We start from the raw sequence: 20,848 nt of genomic DNA, 5'->3' as shown, positions 1-20,848 counted from the left end.
AGGTCCCCGAAGTAACAGCCGCAAACACTTTTCTTAACCTGCCGGACCCTTTCAGGGTGTGCAGGAAAGAAATGATTTGCACAAACTGAAAGTAACATGACCTTACTTGATTTCATCTTACGCCTTACACTTGCCATCGTATTGGGTGCTGCCATTGGTTTTGAGCGCCAGTGGCGCCAGAAAAGTGCAGGGCTGCGAACCAATACGCTGGTATCGCTGGGGTCAGCAGCTTTTACACTCATCAGCTTCTCAATCACTTCGTTTGATGATGGCGTGTACAAAGGCGATGCTACGCGCATCATCGGCCAGATTGTAACCGGCATAGGCTTTCTGGGTGCCGGTGTAATTATGAAAGACGGCATGAGCATCCAGGGGCTGAATACCGCAGCCACCATCTGGTGCTCGGCTGCTGTTGGTGCACTGGCCGGGGTTGGGCTCTTTGCCGAGTCGGCCATCGTTGCGGGGGCAGTCATGCTCACACACCTTGCCTTGCGCCCATTGGGACTGAAACTGAGCAGGCTCCCCTTCGAAAAAGAGTACAAGGTGTGTTCTACTACTCCTTTAAAATACGCTGCAAAGAACAGGTTGAAAACCATTTGCGTGTGCTGATTCTCAATATACTTAAAAAAGATGAACACCTGCAATTGCGTTCGCTTAAAAGCAGCGATAACGGCAATCCGGCCTACACTTATGTAGAAGCGGAAATATTTGCCACCAGCAAGCACGATGCAGAGATGGAGAAACTGGCCGGTGTGCTCACCTTAGAATACGGTGTTACGGAAGTAAGCTGGGAAATAAATGGACGGCAAAACGATTAACCGATGAATATTCAGGAATTAAACAAACTGGCAACGGAGTTCGAACACATCGATCAAATTATTGAGATGGTTCCGGTAATGAAAAAAAATGCCGGTGGTAGAAGTGGGCGAAATACTGCAAGCCATTGATAAAACTTTTGTGTTCACCGTATTGGATCGGTTTTCACTTGATCAGCAAGGCAGGATATTTTCAGAATTTCCGATGGTTAAACAACTTGACCTGTTTAAGACGGTATCGCATAAAAGGTTTGCACAGGTAGTAGAGTTTATGCCCTCGGATAACCGGGCGGACTTCTTCCAGCACCTTGCACAAAAAGAACAGTCGGCTTTGCTCCCCTACTTACCGAAATCCGTACGCGAAGATGTTATTAAACTCAGCGCTTATCCGCCAGAAACGGCCGGTGGAATTATGAGTACGGATTTCGCAACCGTGCAAAGTGAGATGACGGTTGCCGAAGCGATCGAAAAAGTACGCAGCAATGCGCCTTCCAAAAAAACCATCTACTATATATATGTAGTGGATGACGACCAGCAGCTACTGGGTTTTATTACCCTTAAAGACCTGATTATGCTGGAGCCGTATATAAAAGTTGAAAATGCCTTGCATAAAGAATTTGCCTGCGCATATGTAGATGATGATCGGGAAAATGTGGCCCGGCAAATCGAGAAATACAACCTGGTGGCAATCCCTATCCTAAACCGGCAAAACCAACTGGTGGGGATTGTTACACACGATGAAGCCATTGATATAATCCGTGCCGAGCATTCGGAAGACATGCAAAAATTTATGGGCATTGTGCAAGCCAACGAAGAATTTGATTACATCGGCACAAGCACCTTCAGGCATTTTAAAAAACGTGTGGTGTGGATTGTTTCACTGGCAGCGGTAGGCATACTATCAGGCATAATCATTCACAGCTACGAAAACGCTTTGGAGAAATTACTCATACTGGCATTGTACATGCCAATGGTTGCCGACACAGGCGGCAACGCAGGAAGTCAGGCGGCCACGGTAGTGGTACGCGCGTTGGCACTCGGGCAAATCACCATTCGTAATTGGTTTAAGATACTTTGGAAGGAAACCAAAATTTCGCTTTTGCTTGCCGGCTGTTTAGGAATTATCGCGTTTGCCAAAGTATTATTTCTAAGCTGGGAAACGGAGATACCGGCTGCGTACTCGCTGATGAACATTGCCTTTATGATTTCGATAGCCCTGGCCCTGCAGGTAGTTACGGCAACGGTAATTGGTGCCGGCTTACCGCTCCTGGTTAAACGCTTCGGTGGCGATCCGGCCGTAGCCGCCAGTCCGGCCATTACCACGGTGGTTGATATTACAGGCTTGCTTATCTATTTCGGAATAGCCACACTATTCTTCGCCTTATAAACCCTAAAACCCATAGCCATGAAAAAAATTATACTTCTATTGAGTATTATTCTATGCAGCGCAATCACAGAAGCTCAACATAACGACACATCAGGAGTAAAAAATGAGCTGCCATTTGTTATTCATGACTCTAAAAAAATCCCGGCCTTTGAGTTAGAAGATAAAAAAGAAGGAACCTTTGTGACGGGATTACCACGGTTTGAGTTTGATCCGATTCGTGGTTTCGGTGTAGGTGGTAATGCTTTCATTTTTTGGAATAAAACTAAAGACGATCCGTTTTTTGATTATACACCGTATCGCCATCGCTTAAATGCTGAATTGTTTGTGTTTCAAAACGGAAGGATAAGATACGCGCTCAACTATGATGCACCGTATATTTTTAATTCAAAATGGAGAGTTCGTGCCGATGCCGTGCTATGGGAAGACCCCAATGCCCAGTACTGGGGCATAGGCCGCTCGTCATTAAATGCTTTGCAATTCAAAGACAAGCGAACCGGTGAAAGCCGGGGTTTTGAAAAGGTGAAAGATTACGAAGAGAACCTCGCGTTGGCCGAATTAGGGACCGATGGCAATTACTACACAGACTTTCACTATAACCATATGCAACAAAGAGAGCAACTCTATAATATTTTGGGGGAGCGTGTTATGCTGGAGGGTAAATTAAGATTGATGTTTGGGTATGAAGCATTATTTACCTCGTTTTCTTCATACAATGGTCTTAAAGCAGAGGAAGCCTATACATTGGAGGGTGGAAAAATTGATGCCATAAATAATCCAACACTGGTAGACAAACAAAAAGCTGACGGTACATGGGACAAATTCAACCTTTCAGGATTTACCAACAGCACGAACTATAAGTTTACGAGCATGCTTGCCGGGGCATTAATTTACGATACCCGCGATTTTGAGCCCGATCCATCCAACGGAGTTTTTCTGCAGTACTCGCACGAGTATTCTGCACCGTGGATGGGCTCTCAATTCAATTTCAACAAAATGATGATCCAGGGTCAATACATCCAAACTTTAAAACGGTGGAGAAACAATAAAAGCCGTCTTACTTTCGCTGGCCTGGCCGCTGTTGGTTACATTTTTGGTCCCAATGTCAATTTCATCGAGATGTGGGACTTGTCAAGCCAGGCAGAAGCTGGTGGAATTTTAGTACTTGGCGGTTCACGTTCCATTCGCGGCTATCGTGAAGCCCGCTTTTTAGCGCCAACAGTAGCCTTGATAAACCTTGAGTTGCGATCTCGATTTTATGATTTCAGGTTTTTAAATCAACACTTTGCCATTGGCGTTACACCATTTTTCGATTTCGGTAGTGTTTGGGATAAACCTTCGGATATGAATTTTAAAAAGTGGGTAGGCGCACCCGGGATGGGCGGAAGAATCAACTGGAATCAATCAACAGTTATTCGTCTTGACTATGCCCAAAGCCGTGAAGGCGGACAGTTCTTCTTTGGATTCGGACACATTTTTTGATGTGCCGCTAACCTTATACTGTAGGCAATAAGGGTCTTCGGTTTTCTTTGGCGCAACGCAACATTTGGCCTATCTTCAACGTCTCATACTCTATAATTAACCAACCCCACATGCAGCTTGTCATCCAAAACCTCAGTAAAACGTACTCCAATGGAGTGCAGGCACTCAAAAATGTTTCGCTCACCATCAATCAGGGTATGTATGGTTTACTAGGCCCCAATGGTGCCGGCAAATCATCACTAATGCGCACCATCGCCACGCTGCAGGATGCCGACTCAGGCTCCATAACCTTGGGCAACCTGGATGTTTTAAGAGACAAACATGAAGTAAGAAAAATACTGGGCTACCTGCCACAAGAGTTTGGGGTATATCCAAAAGTTACAGCTGAAACAATGCTCGATCACATAGCTGATCTTAAAGGTATAGTGGATAAAAAACAGCGGAGAGAAATTGTATCCACGTTACTGGATCGGGTTAACCTGGCGCATGTTAAAAGTAAAAATCTGGGTACCTTTTCAGGAGGGATGAAACAGCGCTTTGGTGTTGCCCAGGCACTCATCGGCAATCCCAAACTTATTATTGTTGATGAGCCAACTGCAGGGCTTGATCCTGCTGAACGCAACCGGTTTTATAATTTATTAAGTGAGATTGGTGAGAATACTATCGTTATTCTTTCAACACACATCGTAGAAGATGTTACCAACCTCTGTAACGATATGGCCATTATTTGCCTGGGTGAAGTGATTGCACAAGGAAACCCCAACACCTTAGTGGACTCCATGCAAGGAAAAATCTGGTCAAAGTCGATTGAAAAGAGTGAAATAAATGTGTACCGCAATTCATTCCAGGTAATTTCCACGCAATTAAAAGCAGGCAAAACCCAGATACATGTTGTGAGTGATGTACAACCCGATGAAAGTTTCAAACCCGTTGAAGCCGGGCTTGAGGATGTTTACTTCTCCAAAATTTCGGAGCGGGTGGATGTCGTTACCATTTAATCATCCCTTCACTAAAACAATTCAAACATGTTTCTTTCAATATTTTTGTTCGAACTAAAATACCGTTTAAAGCGCCCCGCTACATGGGCTTACTTTGGTATACTGTTTTTGTTTGCGTTTACAGTAGGTATTTACGGAAGCGGGCCAGCCTCGGAAAAAACGTTTGTCAATTCACCACACGCCATTGCTACTATGCTCGCACTTATGAGCATTTTTCAAATTCTCATGGCATCGGCCATAATGGGCGTACCCATCTATCGCGATTTGGAATATCAGACAAAGGATTACTTTTTCACCTACCCCATTAGTGAAAAAGCTTATTTCATGGGGCGCTACCTGGGATCGTTCCTGATCTTATTCATGGTGTGTACCGGATTTATTTTTGGATGGTGGGTTGGTGAACCACTTGGGCTGTTAAGCGGTGAAATTGAACCCGAACGTTCAGGGCCTTTCGTTTTGTCACATTACCTGTATCCACTTCTGGTTATTACACTACCAAATATTTTCTTTTCCGGAACCATATTTTTTGCCTTGGTGGCGCTTACACGAAAAATTTTATCAACCTACGTGGCCAGCGTTTTACTCTTCATTGGCTACCTGCTCGCAGTAACGTTAGCACAAGACCTGGACAATAAAAACCTGGTAGACATACTTGATCCATTTGCCTTTACAACGTACCAGAACGCCACGAAATACTGGACACCGTATGAACAGAATACCTTGTTAATACCCTTGCAAGGAAACTTCCTGATCAATCGTATGGTCTGGATTGGTTTTAGTTTAGCATTGTTTGCCTTTACATATTTCCGGTTTTCCTTCAAAGGCTTATTGGAAGTTTCATCAGGTAGCCCTAAGAAAACAGAGGTGCCCGATGAAAAAAAAAATGCGCTCCCTGGCCGATTTGCCGATGGTTCAAAAATCATACTCACAATCCATATTCATCAAAAAACTCTTCCGGCTTGCCTTCCTCGAATTCAGGAATATCACCAAAGACTTTTATTTCATTGCCATACTGCTGGCCGGTGTGTTGTTTCTATTTTTAGACGGATGGTTTGGCGATATAACGTTTGGCACCCCTTCCCTGCCTCTTACCTATTATATGCTGGAGGTCAAAGATTTCAATTATATCGTTTTCGTTTTTATTATCATCATCTTTTATACAGGGGAAGTTGTTCACCGCGATAAAGCGGTACACTATTCAAATATTTCGGATGCGTTGCCCATTCCCAACTGGGTTGTATATGGATCAAAGTTTCTTTCACTGGCTTTGGTAAGTTTTGTGCTGGTTAACCTGGTGTTGATTTGTGGCGTACTCAATCAAGTAATTAAAGGCTACTTCAATTTTCAGTTCAGTATGTATTTTACTGATTTGTACCTGATTGAACTACCCGAATACCTGCAGCTGGTAATGCTTGCTTTTATCGTGCACATTTTAGTCAACAATAAATTCATGGGGCATGTGGTGTCAATTGGTATTTGGGTGGCCATGTTTGGGTTGAGAAATTTTGCAGAGTTGGATTACAATCTTTTCTTTTACAGCTACACGCCAGGCTATCGTGTATCCGACATGAATGGCTTCGGTCATTTTCTTGAACCGGTAACATGGTTTAACGTGTATTGGCTAAGCCTGGGCATCATTTTCCTCATCATTGGAAATTTGTTTTGGAACCGCGGATCAGAAACTGGTTCTAAAGCGCGGATTAAACTGATGAAACAGCAGTTTTCAAAGACATCGGCTGTTTCGCTTACATTTTTTACCCTACTATGGTTGGGATCGGGCACATTTATTTATTACAACGTAAGTGTACTCAACACTTATCGTACAAACAAAGAACGGATCAAGATCGGGGTTGAGTTCGAAAAGAAATACAAAAAATATGAATTTGTTGCGCAACCCAAAATTACAGATGTAAAAGTAAACATTGAGGTATTCCCGGATGATCGTTACGCCAAAGCTTCGGGAAGATTTATAATCGTTAACAAAACAACACAACCCATCGACTCGCTTGTTCTCAATATCGGTAGCCCGATCAATCATACCACTATTCAAAAATTGCAAATTGATAACCAGGACTTAACCCTTGCGTTGGAAGATAAGATCCACCGGTTTTATATGTACCTGCTGCCAAAAACCATGCAACCCGGTGACACCGCTATCATGGATATATCCATGGATGCCCGTTATAAAGGATTTACCAACAATGGGCTTAGCCGGGAAATTGTTCACAATGGTACGTTCTTTGACCTTGGCATTTTCCCTTCCTTTGGCTATCCGGGCGATCCGATTAACAGTGACAAAGAGCGCAAAAAACATGGGCTGCCTAAGAAAGATTACGCTGCCCCGCCACAGAACGATCCATACGGTTTAAGTACACTGCTATTTAACAACGATGCCGATTACGTAACCTTTGAGGCTACGGTAAGCACTTCTGCTAATCAACTGGCAGTTGCCCCGGGTTACCTGGAAAAAGAATGGGAAGAAAACGGCAGGAAATACTATCACTATAAAATGGATTCAGAAATGGATCTGTTCTTCAACATTTCTTCGGCACGTTATGTTGTGTTGCGCGATCAGTGGAAAGGTGCTGATGATGAAGAAGTGAACATTGAAATATTCCACCATCCAACCCACACCTATAACCTCGACCGGTTTGTTAAATCAGTAAAAGCATCACTGGATTATTTCTCCAAAAATTTTAGTCCGTATCAATACACGCAAATGCGTATACTTGAATTCCCGCGGTATGCAGGCTTTGCACAGTCTTTTCCCAACACTGTTCCCTACTCCGAAAGTTTCGGCTGGGCTGCCGATTTCAGCGACCCCAATAAAACTGATTACGTCTTTTATGTAACGGCTCATGAAGTGGCCCACCAGTGGTGGGGTCATCAGGTTACACCCAGCTTTACACGAGGTGCCAATCAAATTTCTGAATCTATGGCCGAATACGCTGCCTTGATGGTACTGGATCATGAATATGGAAAAGATGTGATGCAAAACCGGTTAAAGTATTCGCTTGACCGTTATCTGCGCGGACGTAGTAGTGAGAGCAAGTTTGAAGAAACCTTATTAAACAATGATTCGCGTGCATACGTGTGGTACGACAAAGGATCATTGGTTTTGTATGCCCTTCAGGATTACATTGGTGAAGAACAACTAAACCGGGGTTTCAAAAAGTTTATTGACGCTGCTGCCTTCCGGCAGAAACCTCCCTTCGCAACATCCAACGAATGGTATAGCTATATTAAAGAAGTAACACCCGATTCTTTGCAGTACTACCTGGTGGATTCATTCGAAAAAATTACACTGTACGAGAACAGGGTAACCAAGGCGCAGTATGAAGAGCTTGCTGAAAATAAATTCAAGGTTAATCTTACCGTGCAAACAAAGAAGATTTACTACGACAGTGCAGGGCGTGATGTAGGCGAAGGCCAGGGAAAAGACCTGGTTGAGGTCGGTATTTTTGCTGAGGACGGTAAGAATGATAAAGGTATGACACAGAAAACACCGCTGTACTTAAAGAAACATTGGCTGGCACCGGGGGAACACACATTGGAATTTATAGTAGATAAGAGACCGGTAAAGGCCGGCATCGATCCATACAATAAGTTAATCGATCGCATACCGGAGGATAATGTGAAAGCGGTAGAAAAAAAGTAGAAATTCTATGTCAGGTAGAGCTTGCCGAAACCTGAAGGGTTCATAAATTCGATAGTCTCAACTTAACTTGACAGTGATTTGTTCCATTAGGATACTACTTCACCTTTAATGATTTATATCAGGTTATTAAACTGACTGTCATCATACCGATAGTGCTGGAATGAATACACTTTTAGTTAATCGATAACTAAAATTATACAGCCATGATTTCAGTAACAGGAGCAACCGGAAAGTACATATTACAACCCAGTTTAATTGCCATGCACCGCGAAAGTGTTGAGTGGATTTCAGCCACTGAACTTTGGAAACGGGAATTAGAATTTTTCCAAAACCTGCTCGATCAACACGCCCCAAAAATGGACCATGTTGAGTTCAAGAAACAAGTTGATCATTACCAGCATCTGATTACCTACTACAATGGCGAATTGGTTGATCTTTTACGCAAAAAACTGAAAGACCACGAAAAACAACTGGCCATAATGCTGCAGGAGCTAAACGAATCCGATACAGAATACTTTAAGGATCATGCCGGTATCATTGAAGAAGTGTCAGCTTTTGCCAAAGTATTTGCTGAATTTAAACATGGATTCTTTGCCTTTATTGAAAAGGGGTTTAGTGCGTATTAGAGTTGAAGTTTGGTTCGGGTCGTAATAGCTTCAAGCCACAAGGTTTTGAGCTTTGTGCTTTCAAGCCGAAACATGCAGCACGCACCCCGTAACTTTCCCCCCTAACGCCTATTAGGTTTACATAACATTTCCTTAACTTCGGCCGCGTTTAACCGGCTATTTATGCAGCATTCTAAAATTGTTGGCTTAGGCCATCATGTTCCTGAAACGATAATTACCAATGAATTCCTGTCTACACAAATGGACACCAATAACGAGTGGATCATTGAACGGACCGGTATTAATGAAAGAAGATGGATCAACCCGGCTATCGATACTGTAGCCAACATGGCCGCCAAGGCCACCCGCATGGCCCTTGAACGCGCAAAGCTTACCGAAAAGGATATAGACTTTATCGTATTCGCCACCATAACCCCCGATTATTTCTTTCCAGGCTCAGGTGTTCTTTTACAACGTGAACTTGGGCTGGAAAGCATAGGTGCATTGGATATCCGCAACGCTTGTTCGGGGTTCATTTACGCACTTTCCGTGGCCGATCAATTTATAAAAACCGGCATGTACAAAACCATATTGGTGGTTGGTGCAGAAATACAATCTACCGCCCTGGATGTAACCACACGCGGCAGGAATACCGCGGTAATTTTTGGCGATGGTGCCGGGGCAGCGATTCTCCAACCTTCTGAAAAACCCGGAATACTTTCAACCCACCTGCATTCCGATGGGCGCTTTGCCGAAGAACTCTACGTGCGCGATCCGGGCAGCAGCAGGCCACGGGAGGAACGCCAGCCTGAACAGATTTTAGACACAGCACATTACAAGGTTGTGATGAACGGGAACCAGGTTTTCAAGCATGCCGTAGTGCGTTTTATGGAGGTTATTAAAGAAGCATTGGCTACCAACAACATGACTAAAGAAGACATTGCCTTGTTGGTGCCACACCAGGCCAACCTGCGGATAAGCCAATATATCCAGGAGAAGATGCAGCTCTCCGATAGCCAGGTTTACAATAACATTATGCGCTATGGAAATACAACTGCAGCATCCATACCCATTGCCATGAGTGAGGCTTGGGCAGAAGGTAAAATCAAAGAAAATGACGTAATTTGTTTAGCCGCATTCGGCAGTGGCTTTACGTGGGCCTCTGCCCTGATCCGGTGGTAAACAATTCGGGATTCAAAATTAACAACCTTAGATTATGGCAAGCACGTTGTCATAGCCATAAAAAACGATTTGAATTTTGAACCTTGAATTTTGAATCAAAACCCCATGAAAACATCAACCTACAACCCCAGTCCCCTTGAGGTAGATTTTGCAAATGCATTGTTCATCCTTCAAAAAGAATTGGAAAAGCATTTACAGGATAACCAGATTGTAAATGTGGAAACCCAACTTAACCGCGATAACCCTTCTGTAAAATTCAGCTTACTGGATAAAGACGGTGACCCTCACGAAGTGGTGCTGCGCGTAATCCAAATACCAGATAAATTTTAGGAGAAAATCAACCATATACCTCCAAGGTCTTTAAGACCTTGGAGGTATTAAAAATGGAAGGTATAGGACAGCTATTTAATTCCTATTGATTTGGAGCTTCCAGGTTTATCTTATGCTCCTTTTCATACCCAAAAATCTCATCCAGCGAAAGCTCCTTCACTTTGCCATACTTCGCCAAATCTTTCAGGTTAACTTTGTCCCGGCTTGTGATCAACACCAGGTTGTACTTTTTGTTTTTAATGTTTTCTTCCTGGAATTTTTTAATATCCGCTAAGGTCATAGTTTTCACCTGCTCATAAATATCCCTGCGGATATCATAATTTAACCCACGTTTTTCAGCAGTGAGGTAGTTAAACAAAACGCTTTGCTTAATAATGCGTTCACTTTCAATCACACTTAATACGGCTTCTTTCGTTTCCTTAAAACCATCTTCGGTTTCAGGCATGGTATAAATAATAGAACGCAAAGCATTTAATGACTCCGCCTGTTTGTCGGCCTGCGTGCCGATATAGCCAAAGAATGAATCTGTATCAGAGGCCTTTGATGCCGTTTGGTAAGAAGTAAATGTTCCATAGGCCAAACCCTGTGCTTCGCGCAACTCACGAAATACCTGCGAGCCCATGTACTCATTATACAAGCGGCTATAGGGCATCTTAGCCTTATCGAACTTATCGCCTTTGATCATGAATACCGCTTCGGTTTGCACCATATCGTAATGTGTCCAGTAAACCGAGGGATCGGTTACATCCACCATAACAAAATCACGCGCAGGCGGAACGTTATTTAAGGTTTCAGGCAACACGTGCAACTTTTCAAGTGAAGCCAGCAATGTTTGCTCATCCAGTGGACCATAGTACAACACTTTGTGCTTCATTTTTGTAAAACCCTTGATGATGTTAACCAATTCATCGGGCTGAAGTTTACGCAGGTCGCTGTTGCTTAGCACATTGGTAAAAGGAGAATTTGCCCCATATAGACCGTAGTTCATAAGGCCATCAAACATGATGGCATATTTATCCTTCTTGGTGTCATCGCGCTTCTTGAAAATATCATCAATCATATTTTTAAGGGCTTGCTCATCGGCCTTCGCGTTGGTTAGCAAATCTTCCATAATCGCAATGGCCTTATCCATGTTCTCTGAAAGACCTTCCAGGGTGATATAGGTCTGATCTTCCGCAGCAAAAACACTAAACCCACATCCAATTTTATACAACTCCTTTTTAACATCTTCTGCTGATAATTTATCGGTACCTAAAAACTCAAGGTATTCAACCGCCACCCGAAACTTCGGATCATTATTCGTACCGGCATCCAATAGATAATACAACCTGAACAAGTCATTTTCTTTATTCTGATTGTATAACACCGGAACATCCTGTCGTAAAGAAAGTTTTCGTACATCTTTTTCATAATCAAGGAAGACAGGCTGTAATTTCTCCACAGGCTTTTTCGTAATGGCTTCGTGAAATGGTGACCGGTCTTCCTTATTCAGCGTTACTTTGGTAATGGCAGGTTTCACCACCTTTTTTTCATTCGGATCTTTTCCGGTTATCTTCTTTATCAATATATAGTTGTTGCCATAGTGTTGGTTGGCAAACTTTATCACGTCCTCCTTTGAGAACTTACGGAGCGCTTCAATCTCTCCAACATAAGTTGCCCAATCAATTCCATTGGTAAAAGCTGTTACCATTTCATCTGAACGTACATAGTTGTTTTCGTACCCACGGATCTTATTCTTTTTTAAATCGTTCACCACCGCATCGAGCAGCCAATCTTCAAAATCGCCTTTCTTCACCAATTCAATCTGCTCAAGAAAAAGATCACGGACCTGATCAAGTGTTTGGCCTTCCTTTGGTTTACCATTAAAAACATGCAGGTTGTAGTCATTGATGTCGTACAAAAATGAACCTGGCTCAATTACCCGTTGTTTTTGTTTCAGGTTAATATCGATCAAACCTGCTTTTGAGTTTGCCAGGATCATATCGGTTAAACGGAGCAATTGATACTCTTTGGATTTACGGTCAGGGAAGCGGTACGCCAGATAAATCCACTCAGCATCAGGGCCTGTAATTTCGACTTCAGTAGGTGATGTTATCGGATCTTCCTCTATAACATTCCACGGCTCAAGCGATTCATTAGCTTCCCAGTCTGAAAAATACTTATCAATCAGCGCAATGGTTTTGTCATAGTCCAGGTCACCGCTTAAACAAATGGCCACATTGTTTGGCCGGTAATATTTTGTAAAATAATTTTTGATTTCTGTAATAGAGGGATTCTTCAGGTGGTCAATGGTGCCAATAACCGTTTGTGTACCGTAGGGATGCTTCTTAAAAGCCGCCCCAAACATGGCTTCAAAACTTTTCCAATAATCGTCATCCAGACCTCCGTTCTTTTCTTCATACACGGCTTCCAGCTCGGTATGGAAGAGCCGGGGCACTATGGTACGGAAGCGACTGGCTTCTATCTGCAACCAATTGTCCAACTGGTTAGCGGGTATATCATTGATATAAACAGTGCGGTCTTCCGTGGTATAGGCATTCAAACCTCGTCCACCTAACTCTGTAATCATTTTATCATATTCATTGGCAATGGCCAGTTTTGCGGCATCATTGGAGTATTGATCAATCTTCTTATAATAATTTACCCGCTCCATCGAATCAGTAAGCGTGCGGTAGTGCTCGAACATACGCTCAATGCTATCCAGCATAACCTTCTCTTTCGCCCAATCCAATGTCCCGAACTCATCGCTTCCTTTAAACATAATATGCTCCAGATAATGAGCTAACCCCGTTGCATCGGGCGGATCATTCTTTCCACCTGCTTTCACCGCTATTTGGGTGTAAATTCTCGGGGCTGCATTATACTGGCTCAGGTAAACCTTTAAGCCATTCTTTAGGGTGTAAATGCGGGCTTGAAGCGGGTCATTAGTGACGTACTCGTACGTATAGCCACCGCTTTCACCCTTTTTTGTTTCGAACTTTGCTTTTTCTGTACAGGAAATGACTGCCCAAATAAGGACACCTGAAAGGAGGATTCTATTCATACATGTGGGGTTAGGGTAAAACTAAAGTAATGAAAACATTTAACGGTAAAAATGGGGATTTATGCTACCGCCTGGGGCTTTTAAACTAAATCAATAAATATTACATTACATCCACCGTTACCTGACCTTTCAAATCCGTAATTTTCCGATCACTAAAATGAGTGTATCTAACCAATCACTCATTGCGTTAACTTGATTTATGCAACACGTGAAAAAGAAATTTAAATTTTTACTGGCCATTACTGTTGTAGGCGCAGTGGCTTTAGCCTTTACACCTCCAGCTGACCGCTATTTCGAAATTGCCAAGAACCTGGACATTTTTGCCACTTTGTTTAAAGAGGTAAATGCCTTGTATGTTGACGATGTAAACCCCAACCATTTGGTAAAAACCGGGATTGATGCCATGCTGGAATCGCTCGACCCGTACACCAACTACATTCCTGAAGATCAGGTAGAAGATTTTCGCACCATGAATACCGGACAATATGGAGGAATTGGTGCTATTACCCGCGACTTTAACGACCGAACCGTGGTAACCATGATTATGGAAGGCTTTGCGGCACAAAAAGGCGGATTAAAAATCGGTGACGAAGTACTTAAAATCAATCAGGTCGAACTCAGTAAAATATCCAGGCGCGAAGCTGGTAACCTGATGCGCGGCCAGGTTGGTGAGCCGGTAACCCTTACTGTAAAACGGATGGGCCATGCCGATCCGATTAAACTTGAATTTAAACGGGAAAAAATAAAAATGAACAACGTACCCTATTCGGGTATGCTGGATAACAATATTGCCTACATCAAACTTACCGAATTCACACCCGATGCCGGTAAAAATGTGCGCGCTGCTTTTATGAAGCTTAAAGAAAAAAATCCAAAAGGTGTTGTTTTGGATTTACGCGATAACCCTGGAGGCTTGCTTATGGAGGCTGTAAATGTTTGTAATGTATTTTTACCCAAAGGAAAAAAGGTAGTCAGTACAAAGGGTAAGATTGCCGACCAAAATGCTACGTACAGTACACTGGATAACCCGGCTGACCTGGAAATACCGGTTGTTGTGTTGATTAACCGCGGAAGCGCATCCGCCTCAGAAATTGTTGCCGGAACTTTACAGGATTATGACCGGGGCATCGTTATTGGTGAACGATCGTTCGGAAAAGGTTTGGTGCAGGTGCCACGGCCACTTTCGTATAACGCACAGGTAAAAATTACTACCGCAAAGTATTATACCCCCACTGGCCGTTGCATACAGGTACTGGACTATACCCATAGGCGTGAAGATGGAAGCGTAGCCTCCATTCCCGATTCGTTGAAAAACGCTTTCAAGACCACCAACGGCAGAACCGTTTATGATGGTGGGGGCATTGAGCCTGACATTCAGGTGGCACAAGAAGAAGTACATGCCGTGGCCCAAACATTATTTCAGCAAGGGTATATTTTTGATTTTGCAACCCAATATGCCTTCAACCGAACAAACCAACCGGATGCCCGTAACTTTTCATTAACGGCAGAAGAATACCAGCAATTTGTAGGTTGGATGAAAGGCAAAAAATACACTTACGAATCGGTAATCGATAAGCAGCTTAACAAACTTGGTGAAGAAGCCAAACGCGAACGCTATTATCCTGAATTGAAAGGCCAGCTTGACCAGATAAAGGCGAGGATTGAAGAAAATAAAAAGAACGAACTTATGCTTTACAAGGATCAGGTGAAAGCATTATTGGAAGAAGATATTATCTCCCGCTATTTTTATGAGCGGGGAATAATAGAGGTGAGTTTTAAACACGATCAGGATATTAAAAAAGCCACTGAGATCTTAACCAATACAACTCAGTACAAGAAAATGCTGAATATTCATTAATACCTCCCTCCCTCTGTCAGGTTGAGCTTGCCGAAACCGGGTTCAGTGAAGAATCCTTCGACAAGCTCAGGTTGACAGATAAAAGAAATCAGGTTAACAGATAAAAGAAAATTGAGTTGTATTAAATTACTTTCCGTAAAGCTTTTTTGACTCCGCTTCAAATTTATCACCGGGTTTCCACGTAGGGGCAGCAGGGTTATTTGCCAACAACACATTTGCATATACATACGCCCTGAAATACTTAATCAGGTAAGTAAAATCAAGTGACGATACTTCATCTGCCGGTTGATGGTAGTACTTTAACAACTCGGCATCAAAAGCTTTTGTGCCCGGGGCAAAGGTAATGGCCGGAACACCCTTCACCGCAAAGTTGTAGTTATCCGATCGTTCAAAAAGATTTTGTTCCGGCACAGGATCAATGGTAGCCTTTATACCAAAAGCTGAACACGCTTTCGCCAGGTCAGCCTCTGCTGTGGTGCGCTCCATTCCAATAATAGTGGCAATGGTAACATCATTATACCCGGCCCCATCGCAATTGAAATTGAAAACGGTTTTATTCAATGGCACAACAGGATTCTCTGCGTAATACTTGCTGCCCAGCAACCCCTTCTCCTCCCCCGTTAGTGCTATAAACAATACAGAGCGCTTGGGCTGATACTGGGCCAGATACTTCGCAGTAGCCAGCAAACCTACCACACCAATAGCATTATCGCGGGCACCGTTAAAAATTGAATCCTTTCCGGGCTGTGCATTTTTCTGCACACCAACATGATCATAATGAGCTGACACCACCAAAAATTCATTCTTCAGTTTAGGATCAGTTCCTTCAATCATACCGATAACATTTTTAGTAGGAACCGGCTCAACTTTAACACCCTCAATCTTTAGCGATCCGGACAATGAACCATTTTTAATTTTTTTCAAGGCATCGGCATCACTGTCCTTCAGCCATATATGCGTAGCATTACCGTTACCCGATGATTTTACGCGTGTAGAAACATTGTTGGCAAAATAGTTTACCAAGGCAGGCCATGGCACTTGCGGAGAAGCAAAAATTTCGATAAGCCCTGAGGCACCTTCATTTTTCGCATCCTGAAACTTTCCTCCAGCCGCACTGAAAATGGCCATGGGGTTACCTCCGGAATCTTTCGTACCGGCCAGCGCAATTACCATTTTGTCTTTAACATTTGCTTGCTTCAGTTCATCTGCCGAACCATAGCCTGCATAAACAAACTCCCCGTTCCACGCCTGATTGCCACCTTCAAAAAGGATAAAATCATCTTTAAACTTAAAGGTACTCCCGCCAAACAACAACTCACCTGTTTTGGCCGGGTGGGCATTTTCAAGCCCAACAGGTTGAAAGTAACCGGGCAGGCCCGGTGCTGTTTTTAATCCGAAAATTTTGAACTGTGAGGCTATATAATTGGCAGCAATTTCCAACTCAGGCGACCCGGTATCGCGGCCACGCATTTCATCGGAAGCAAGAAATGTTAAATGTGCCTCTACTTCGGGCGTAGTGATAAGCCTGGTAACTTCGGCCACCGGATTTTTCTGTGCCCATGCTCCTACGGAAATAAAAAGCAGGGTATACAGTAAAGTGTGTTTTTTAAAATTCATCATAACGTAAGGGATTGGTTTAATTAATTGCGATTATAAAGTTTTTTACCGGCTTCCTCGTATTTATCGCCCGTGTTCCAGAATGGAGGTGTTTGCTCATTGCCTAACAATGATACGGCATATACGAAGGTTTTGTAGAATTTGGTAAGGTAATCAAAGTCAAGTGTGCTTACTTCATCGGCCTGGCGGTGGTAATATTTTCGTATTTCATCATCCATTTTTGCCAGGCCGGGCTGAAGCTTAATGGCCGGAATTCCCTTGGTAGCAAAGGAAACCTGGTCGGAGCGTTCATAAAAACCTTCTTTAGGATCAGGATCACCACCAACACCAAGCCCAAATGCTTTTGCGGCTGTAAGTATTTTCGCATCAGCTGAAGTCCTGCCTAAACTTATACTGGTAATAATGGACTTGTCATTATAGCCCACGCCATCGCAGTTAATATTCAATACATGTTTCTCCAGGGGCACCAACGGATGATCAACATACCAACGGCTACCCAATAAACCCTTTTCCTCTGAAGTCACAGCCACCAACAGTATCGAACGTTTGGGTGGATGTTGGCCCAGGTATTTGGCAACCTGTAAAAGTGCTACGGTGCCAATCGCATTATCGCGGGCACCATTAAAAATTGAATCTTGATTACCGGTCGGCTTTCCAACACCAATGTGATCATAGTGGGCAGTTACGATTATATACTCATCTTTAAGTTTGGGATCAGTGCCTGAAATTAACCCGGCCACATTCCTTCCTGGAATTACCTCTCGCTTTTGGCCTGCAATAGACAGATTGCCCACGATACGTTCACTATCCTTATAAGCGATATTCTTTACGTCAGCAGGTTTTAACCAAACGTGGGGTTGTGTTGAACCTTTAACCTGTAACCCCCAGCGTGGCCCTCCGGTAAAAAAATTTACCAGGGTTGGGAATGGGATTTGTGAAAATGTTAAAAGTTCCACCAGTCCTTCACCTCCACGTTCAATTACCGAAGCATACTTGGCACTGCTTACAGAAAATACTTTATTGATGTTATCAGCCTCTTTCGATCCAGCCAATGCCAGCACCATTTTACCTTTTATATCAACTTTTTCAAGGTCTTCGGGCGCACCATACCCCACATAAACAAACTCACCGTTCCAGGTTGTGTTTGCCCCACTCAAAATGATCATGCTTTCTTTAAAGAGGAATGAATCACTACCAAGGGTAACTGAACCCGCATTGGCCGGTGTTGATCGCTCCAGGTTTACCGGTTGAAAAAATGCTGGTGCATCGGGCAGTGTTTTAAGGCCATGCTGATGAAACCATGTGGCTATGTAGTTCCCGGCAATTTTTAGTTCGGGCGAGCCTGTATCCCGGCCGCGCATTTCATCGGCAGCCAAAAAACCAAGGTGCGCCTCCAACTCAGTAGGCTTAATAAGCTTGTTAACTTCAGATACCACTTTTTTTTGGGCAAGCGCTGTTAACGTAACAAACAGGCTCAAACCAACAAATATTTTATTCATAGGGATTAAAACTAAGATTTTGAACAATTACTTCTGAGCAACGAACATAAAAAAAGCGGAAAACCTAATAAATTAGGAATTCCGCTTTTTCGTTTAGGTTTAGGTTAATACTTAGCGAAGGAACAAAAGTTCCCTGTATTTTACAAGTGGCCAGTCTTCATCATCAATTAATAATTCAAGATCATCCACCGCTTCTCGGATTTTATCAAAATATTTTTCCTTGATGTGGTCACAATAACCTATTGCCCGTTTGTGTGTATCGGTAATTTTATTGAGCCTTTTTCGCTCTTCAATCATTTGCCGAACACTACTCTTAATGATGCTGATGAGTTCGGTTATTTCTTTAATGGTTTGAATAACCGCTTTGTTATCAATACCAAGACCTTTTAAGCCATTGGCATTCGCAATTAACTTATTCTGGTAGGCAATTGCGGTAGGGACAATGTGGTTCATGGCCAAATCACCCATTACCCGGGCCTCTATTTGAATACGCTTCATATAGGCCTCTAACCTGATTTCATTGCGTGCTTCCAATTCAGCCTTTGTCAAAACCCCGTGGCGTTGGTACATATCCACAGTTTTTTCTGTAAGGTACGCATCCAATGCACGTGGGGTATTCTTGATGTTGCTAAGCTTTCGTTTAGCCGCCTCTTTTACCCAAGCCTCAGAATAACCATCGCCTTCAAAACGTATATCCCTCGACTCCTTAATGTATTTACGCAATACATTAACAATAGCCAGGCGCTTCTCTGTACCCTTTTCAATCTCTTTGGTTACTGCCTCGTGAAATTTTGTAAGCTGGTCTGCTACGATCAAATTTAGGGCTGTCATCGGTACAGCACAGTTATCACTGCCACCTACTGCACGGAACTCAAATTTATTACCGGTAAAGGCGAAAGGAGAAGTGCGGTTTCGGTCGGTGGCATCCAAAATGATTTCCGGAATTTGATCGATACCAAGCTTCATGTACATGTTATCGCCTTTCTCAATTTTTACATTGCCCTTCTTCTCCAGTTCATCTAACACAGCCGACATTTGCGAACCAATGAATACAGACATGATAGCCGGAGGGGCCTCATTGGCTCCAAGGCGGTGATCGTTACCTGCCGTTGCGATGCTCGCCCTTAAAAGGTCGGCATGTTCGTGAACGGCTTTGATGGTATTCACAAAAAAAGTAAGGAACATGAGGTTATCGCGCGCACTGCTTGACGGGGCAAATAAATTTACACCCGTATCGGTAATTAGCGACCAGTTATTGTGTTTACCCGTTCCATTCAATCCGGCAAACGGCTTTTCATGGAACAACACCTTTAGGCTATGGCGTTCGGCTACACGCCACATCACATCCATTAATAATTGGTTGTGATCGTTAGCTACGTTAACCTCTTCAAATAGTGGTGCCACCTCAAACTGGCTTGGGGCAACTTCATTGTGCCTTGTACGAACAGGGATACCCAACTTCCAGGCTTCGTATTCAAACTCCTTCATGAAGTCATAAACCCGCGAAGGTATGGAAGCAAAATAGTGGTCTTCCATTTGTTGCCCGCGTGCAGGGGCATGGCCAAACACCGAACGGCCACCCATTACCAAATCGGGGCGCGCCATATATAAACCCTTATCAACAACAAAATACTCTTGCTCGCAACCCAATGATGCTTTAACGGATTGAACGTCTTTATCAAAAAACTGGCTAACCTTGGTTGCGGCCACATCAACCGCTTTAAGCGCTTTTAAAAGCGGCCCCTTGGCATCCAGCGTTTCACCGGTATAGGAAACAAATACCGTGGGGATACAAAGGGTTTTTCCATATAAAAACATGGGAGAAGTCGGGTCCCATGCCGTGTAACCGCGCGCTTCAAAGGTGGTGCGAATACCACCACTTGGAAACGATGAAGCATCCGGCTCCTGTTGAACCAATTCACTACCTTTAAATTTTTCAATACCTGCCAATGCATCGAAGAAAGAGTCATGTTTTTCGGCAGTACCACCGGTTAATGGTTGAAACCAGTGCGTGAAGTGAGTGGCTCCTTTGTTAAGCGCCCAGCTCTTTACGGCTGAAGCAACTGCATCAGCCGTATCTTCATCAATTTTTTCATGGTATTTAATTGCCTGGCTTACTTTTTTATAAACAGCAGGGGAAAGTGATGCCCGCATCTGATCCATGCTGAACACATTTTCGCCAAAAAAATCGGATACCCTGGGCGATGGAAGGTCCATATGCATCCGGGGTATGTCATTTAAACGCTTTAAAGCTTCAAATCGTAATTGCGCCATAGTGGTTGTTATTAGGTATAATTTGGGGCCAAAGGTATACCATTTTTGAAAAAATGGTACGGATTTAACCCTACATCATGAAAATTTTAACAAAATTTTGAAG

At 43.3% G+C, this 20,848-nt stretch carries 11 protein-coding genes and 2 pseudogenes; 9 read left to right on the top strand and 4 right to left on the bottom strand.

Annotated features, from left to right (window positions below):
- Positions 1 to 96: 96 nt before the first annotated feature.
- The 8 genes and pseudogenes from KIT51_08225 to KIT51_08190 all read left to right on the top strand — a co-directional run bounded on the left by KIT51_08225 (position 97) and on the right by KIT51_08190 (position 10,454).
- Positions 97 to 818 (top strand): annotated as a pseudogene (locus tag KIT51_08225) (MgtC/SapB family protein).
- Positions 819 to 906: 88 nt separating this feature from the next.
- A complete protein-coding gene (gene mgtE / locus KIT51_08220) occupies positions 907 to 2,202 on the top strand; it encodes a magnesium transporter (GenBank protein ID UYN88215.1) in 1,296 nt (431 codons plus the stop codon).
- Positions 2,203 to 2,220: 18 nt separating this feature from the next.
- Positions 2,221 to 3,681, top strand: a complete 1,461-nt coding sequence (locus KIT51_08215) for a BamA/TamA family outer membrane protein (protein UYN88214.1) — start codon at positions 2,221 to 2,223, stop codon at positions 3,679 to 3,681.
- 110 nt (positions 3,682 to 3,791) lie between these two features.
- Positions 3,792 to 4,679 (top strand): ABC transporter ATP-binding protein, encoded by an 888-nt coding sequence (locus tag KIT51_08210; protein ID UYN88213.1) that lies wholly within the window; start codon positions 3,792 to 3,794, stop codon positions 4,677 to 4,679.
- A 27-nt stretch (positions 4,680 to 4,706) separates the two neighbouring features.
- Positions 4,707 to 8,337, top strand: a pseudogene (locus tag KIT51_08205) (peptidase M1).
- Positions 8,338 to 8,540: 203 nt separating this feature from the next.
- Positions 8,541 to 8,963, top strand: a complete 423-nt coding sequence (locus tag KIT51_08200; GenBank protein ID UYN88212.1) for a hypothetical protein — start codon at positions 8,541 to 8,543, stop codon at positions 8,961 to 8,963.
- 162 nt (positions 8,964 to 9,125) lie between these two features.
- Positions 9,126 to 10,124: a ketoacyl-ACP synthase III gene (locus KIT51_08195; GenBank protein UYN88211.1), complete on the top strand. Its 999-nt coding sequence runs from the start codon at positions 9,126 to 9,128 to the stop codon at positions 10,122 to 10,124.
- Positions 10,125 to 10,229: 105 nt separating this feature from the next.
- Positions 10,230 to 10,454, top strand: coding sequence for a hypothetical protein (locus KIT51_08190; GenBank protein UYN88210.1), 225 nt, complete (start codon positions 10,230 to 10,232; stop codon positions 10,452 to 10,454).
- 82 nt (positions 10,455 to 10,536) lie between these two features.
- On the opposite strand, the gene KIT51_08185 is transcribed toward KIT51_08190, so the two are convergent.
- Entirely contained in the window at positions 10,537 to 13,497 is a 2,961-nt protein-coding gene (locus KIT51_08185; GenBank protein ID UYN88209.1) for an insulinase family protein, read from the bottom strand.
- 199 nt (positions 13,498 to 13,696) lie between these two features.
- Here KIT51_08185 and KIT51_08180 point away from each other — a divergent pair, with 199 nt between their 5' ends.
- Complete coding sequence (locus KIT51_08180; GenBank protein UYN88208.1) at positions 13,697 to 15,355, top strand: S41 family peptidase; 1,659 nt, start codon at positions 13,697 to 13,699, stop codon at positions 15,353 to 15,355.
- Positions 15,356 to 15,481: 126 nt separating this feature from the next.
- Here the strand turns inward: KIT51_08180 and KIT51_08175 are convergent, their stop codons facing one another.
- The 3 genes from KIT51_08175 to KIT51_08165 all read right to left on the bottom strand — a co-directional run bounded on the left by KIT51_08175 (position 15,482) and on the right by KIT51_08165 (position 20,745).
- The gene (locus KIT51_08175; protein UYN88207.1) at positions 15,482 to 16,975 is read right to left on the bottom strand and encodes a M28 family peptidase; all 1,494 of its coding nucleotides are present in this window, start codon (positions 16,973 to 16,975) and stop codon (positions 15,482 to 15,484) included.
- Between the two features lie 20 nt (positions 16,976 to 16,995).
- On the bottom strand, positions 16,996 to 18,471 hold the full coding sequence (locus tag KIT51_08170) for a M28 family peptidase (GenBank protein ID UYN88206.1): 1,476 nt from the start codon (positions 18,469 to 18,471) through the stop codon (positions 16,996 to 16,998).
- 111 nt (positions 18,472 to 18,582) lie between these two features.
- Positions 18,583 to 20,745, bottom strand: a complete 2,163-nt coding sequence (locus KIT51_08165) for a glutamine synthetase III (protein ID UYN88205.1) — start codon at positions 20,743 to 20,745, stop codon at positions 18,583 to 18,585.
- Positions 20,746 to 20,848: the final 103 nt, after the last annotated feature.

It is taken from the genome of Cyclobacteriaceae bacterium (assembly GCA_025808415.1).
Taxonomy (GTDB): domain Bacteria; phylum Bacteroidota; class Bacteroidia; order Cytophagales; family Cyclobacteriaceae; genus UBA2336.
This window is presented reverse-complemented; position numbering and strand designations above follow the sequence as displayed.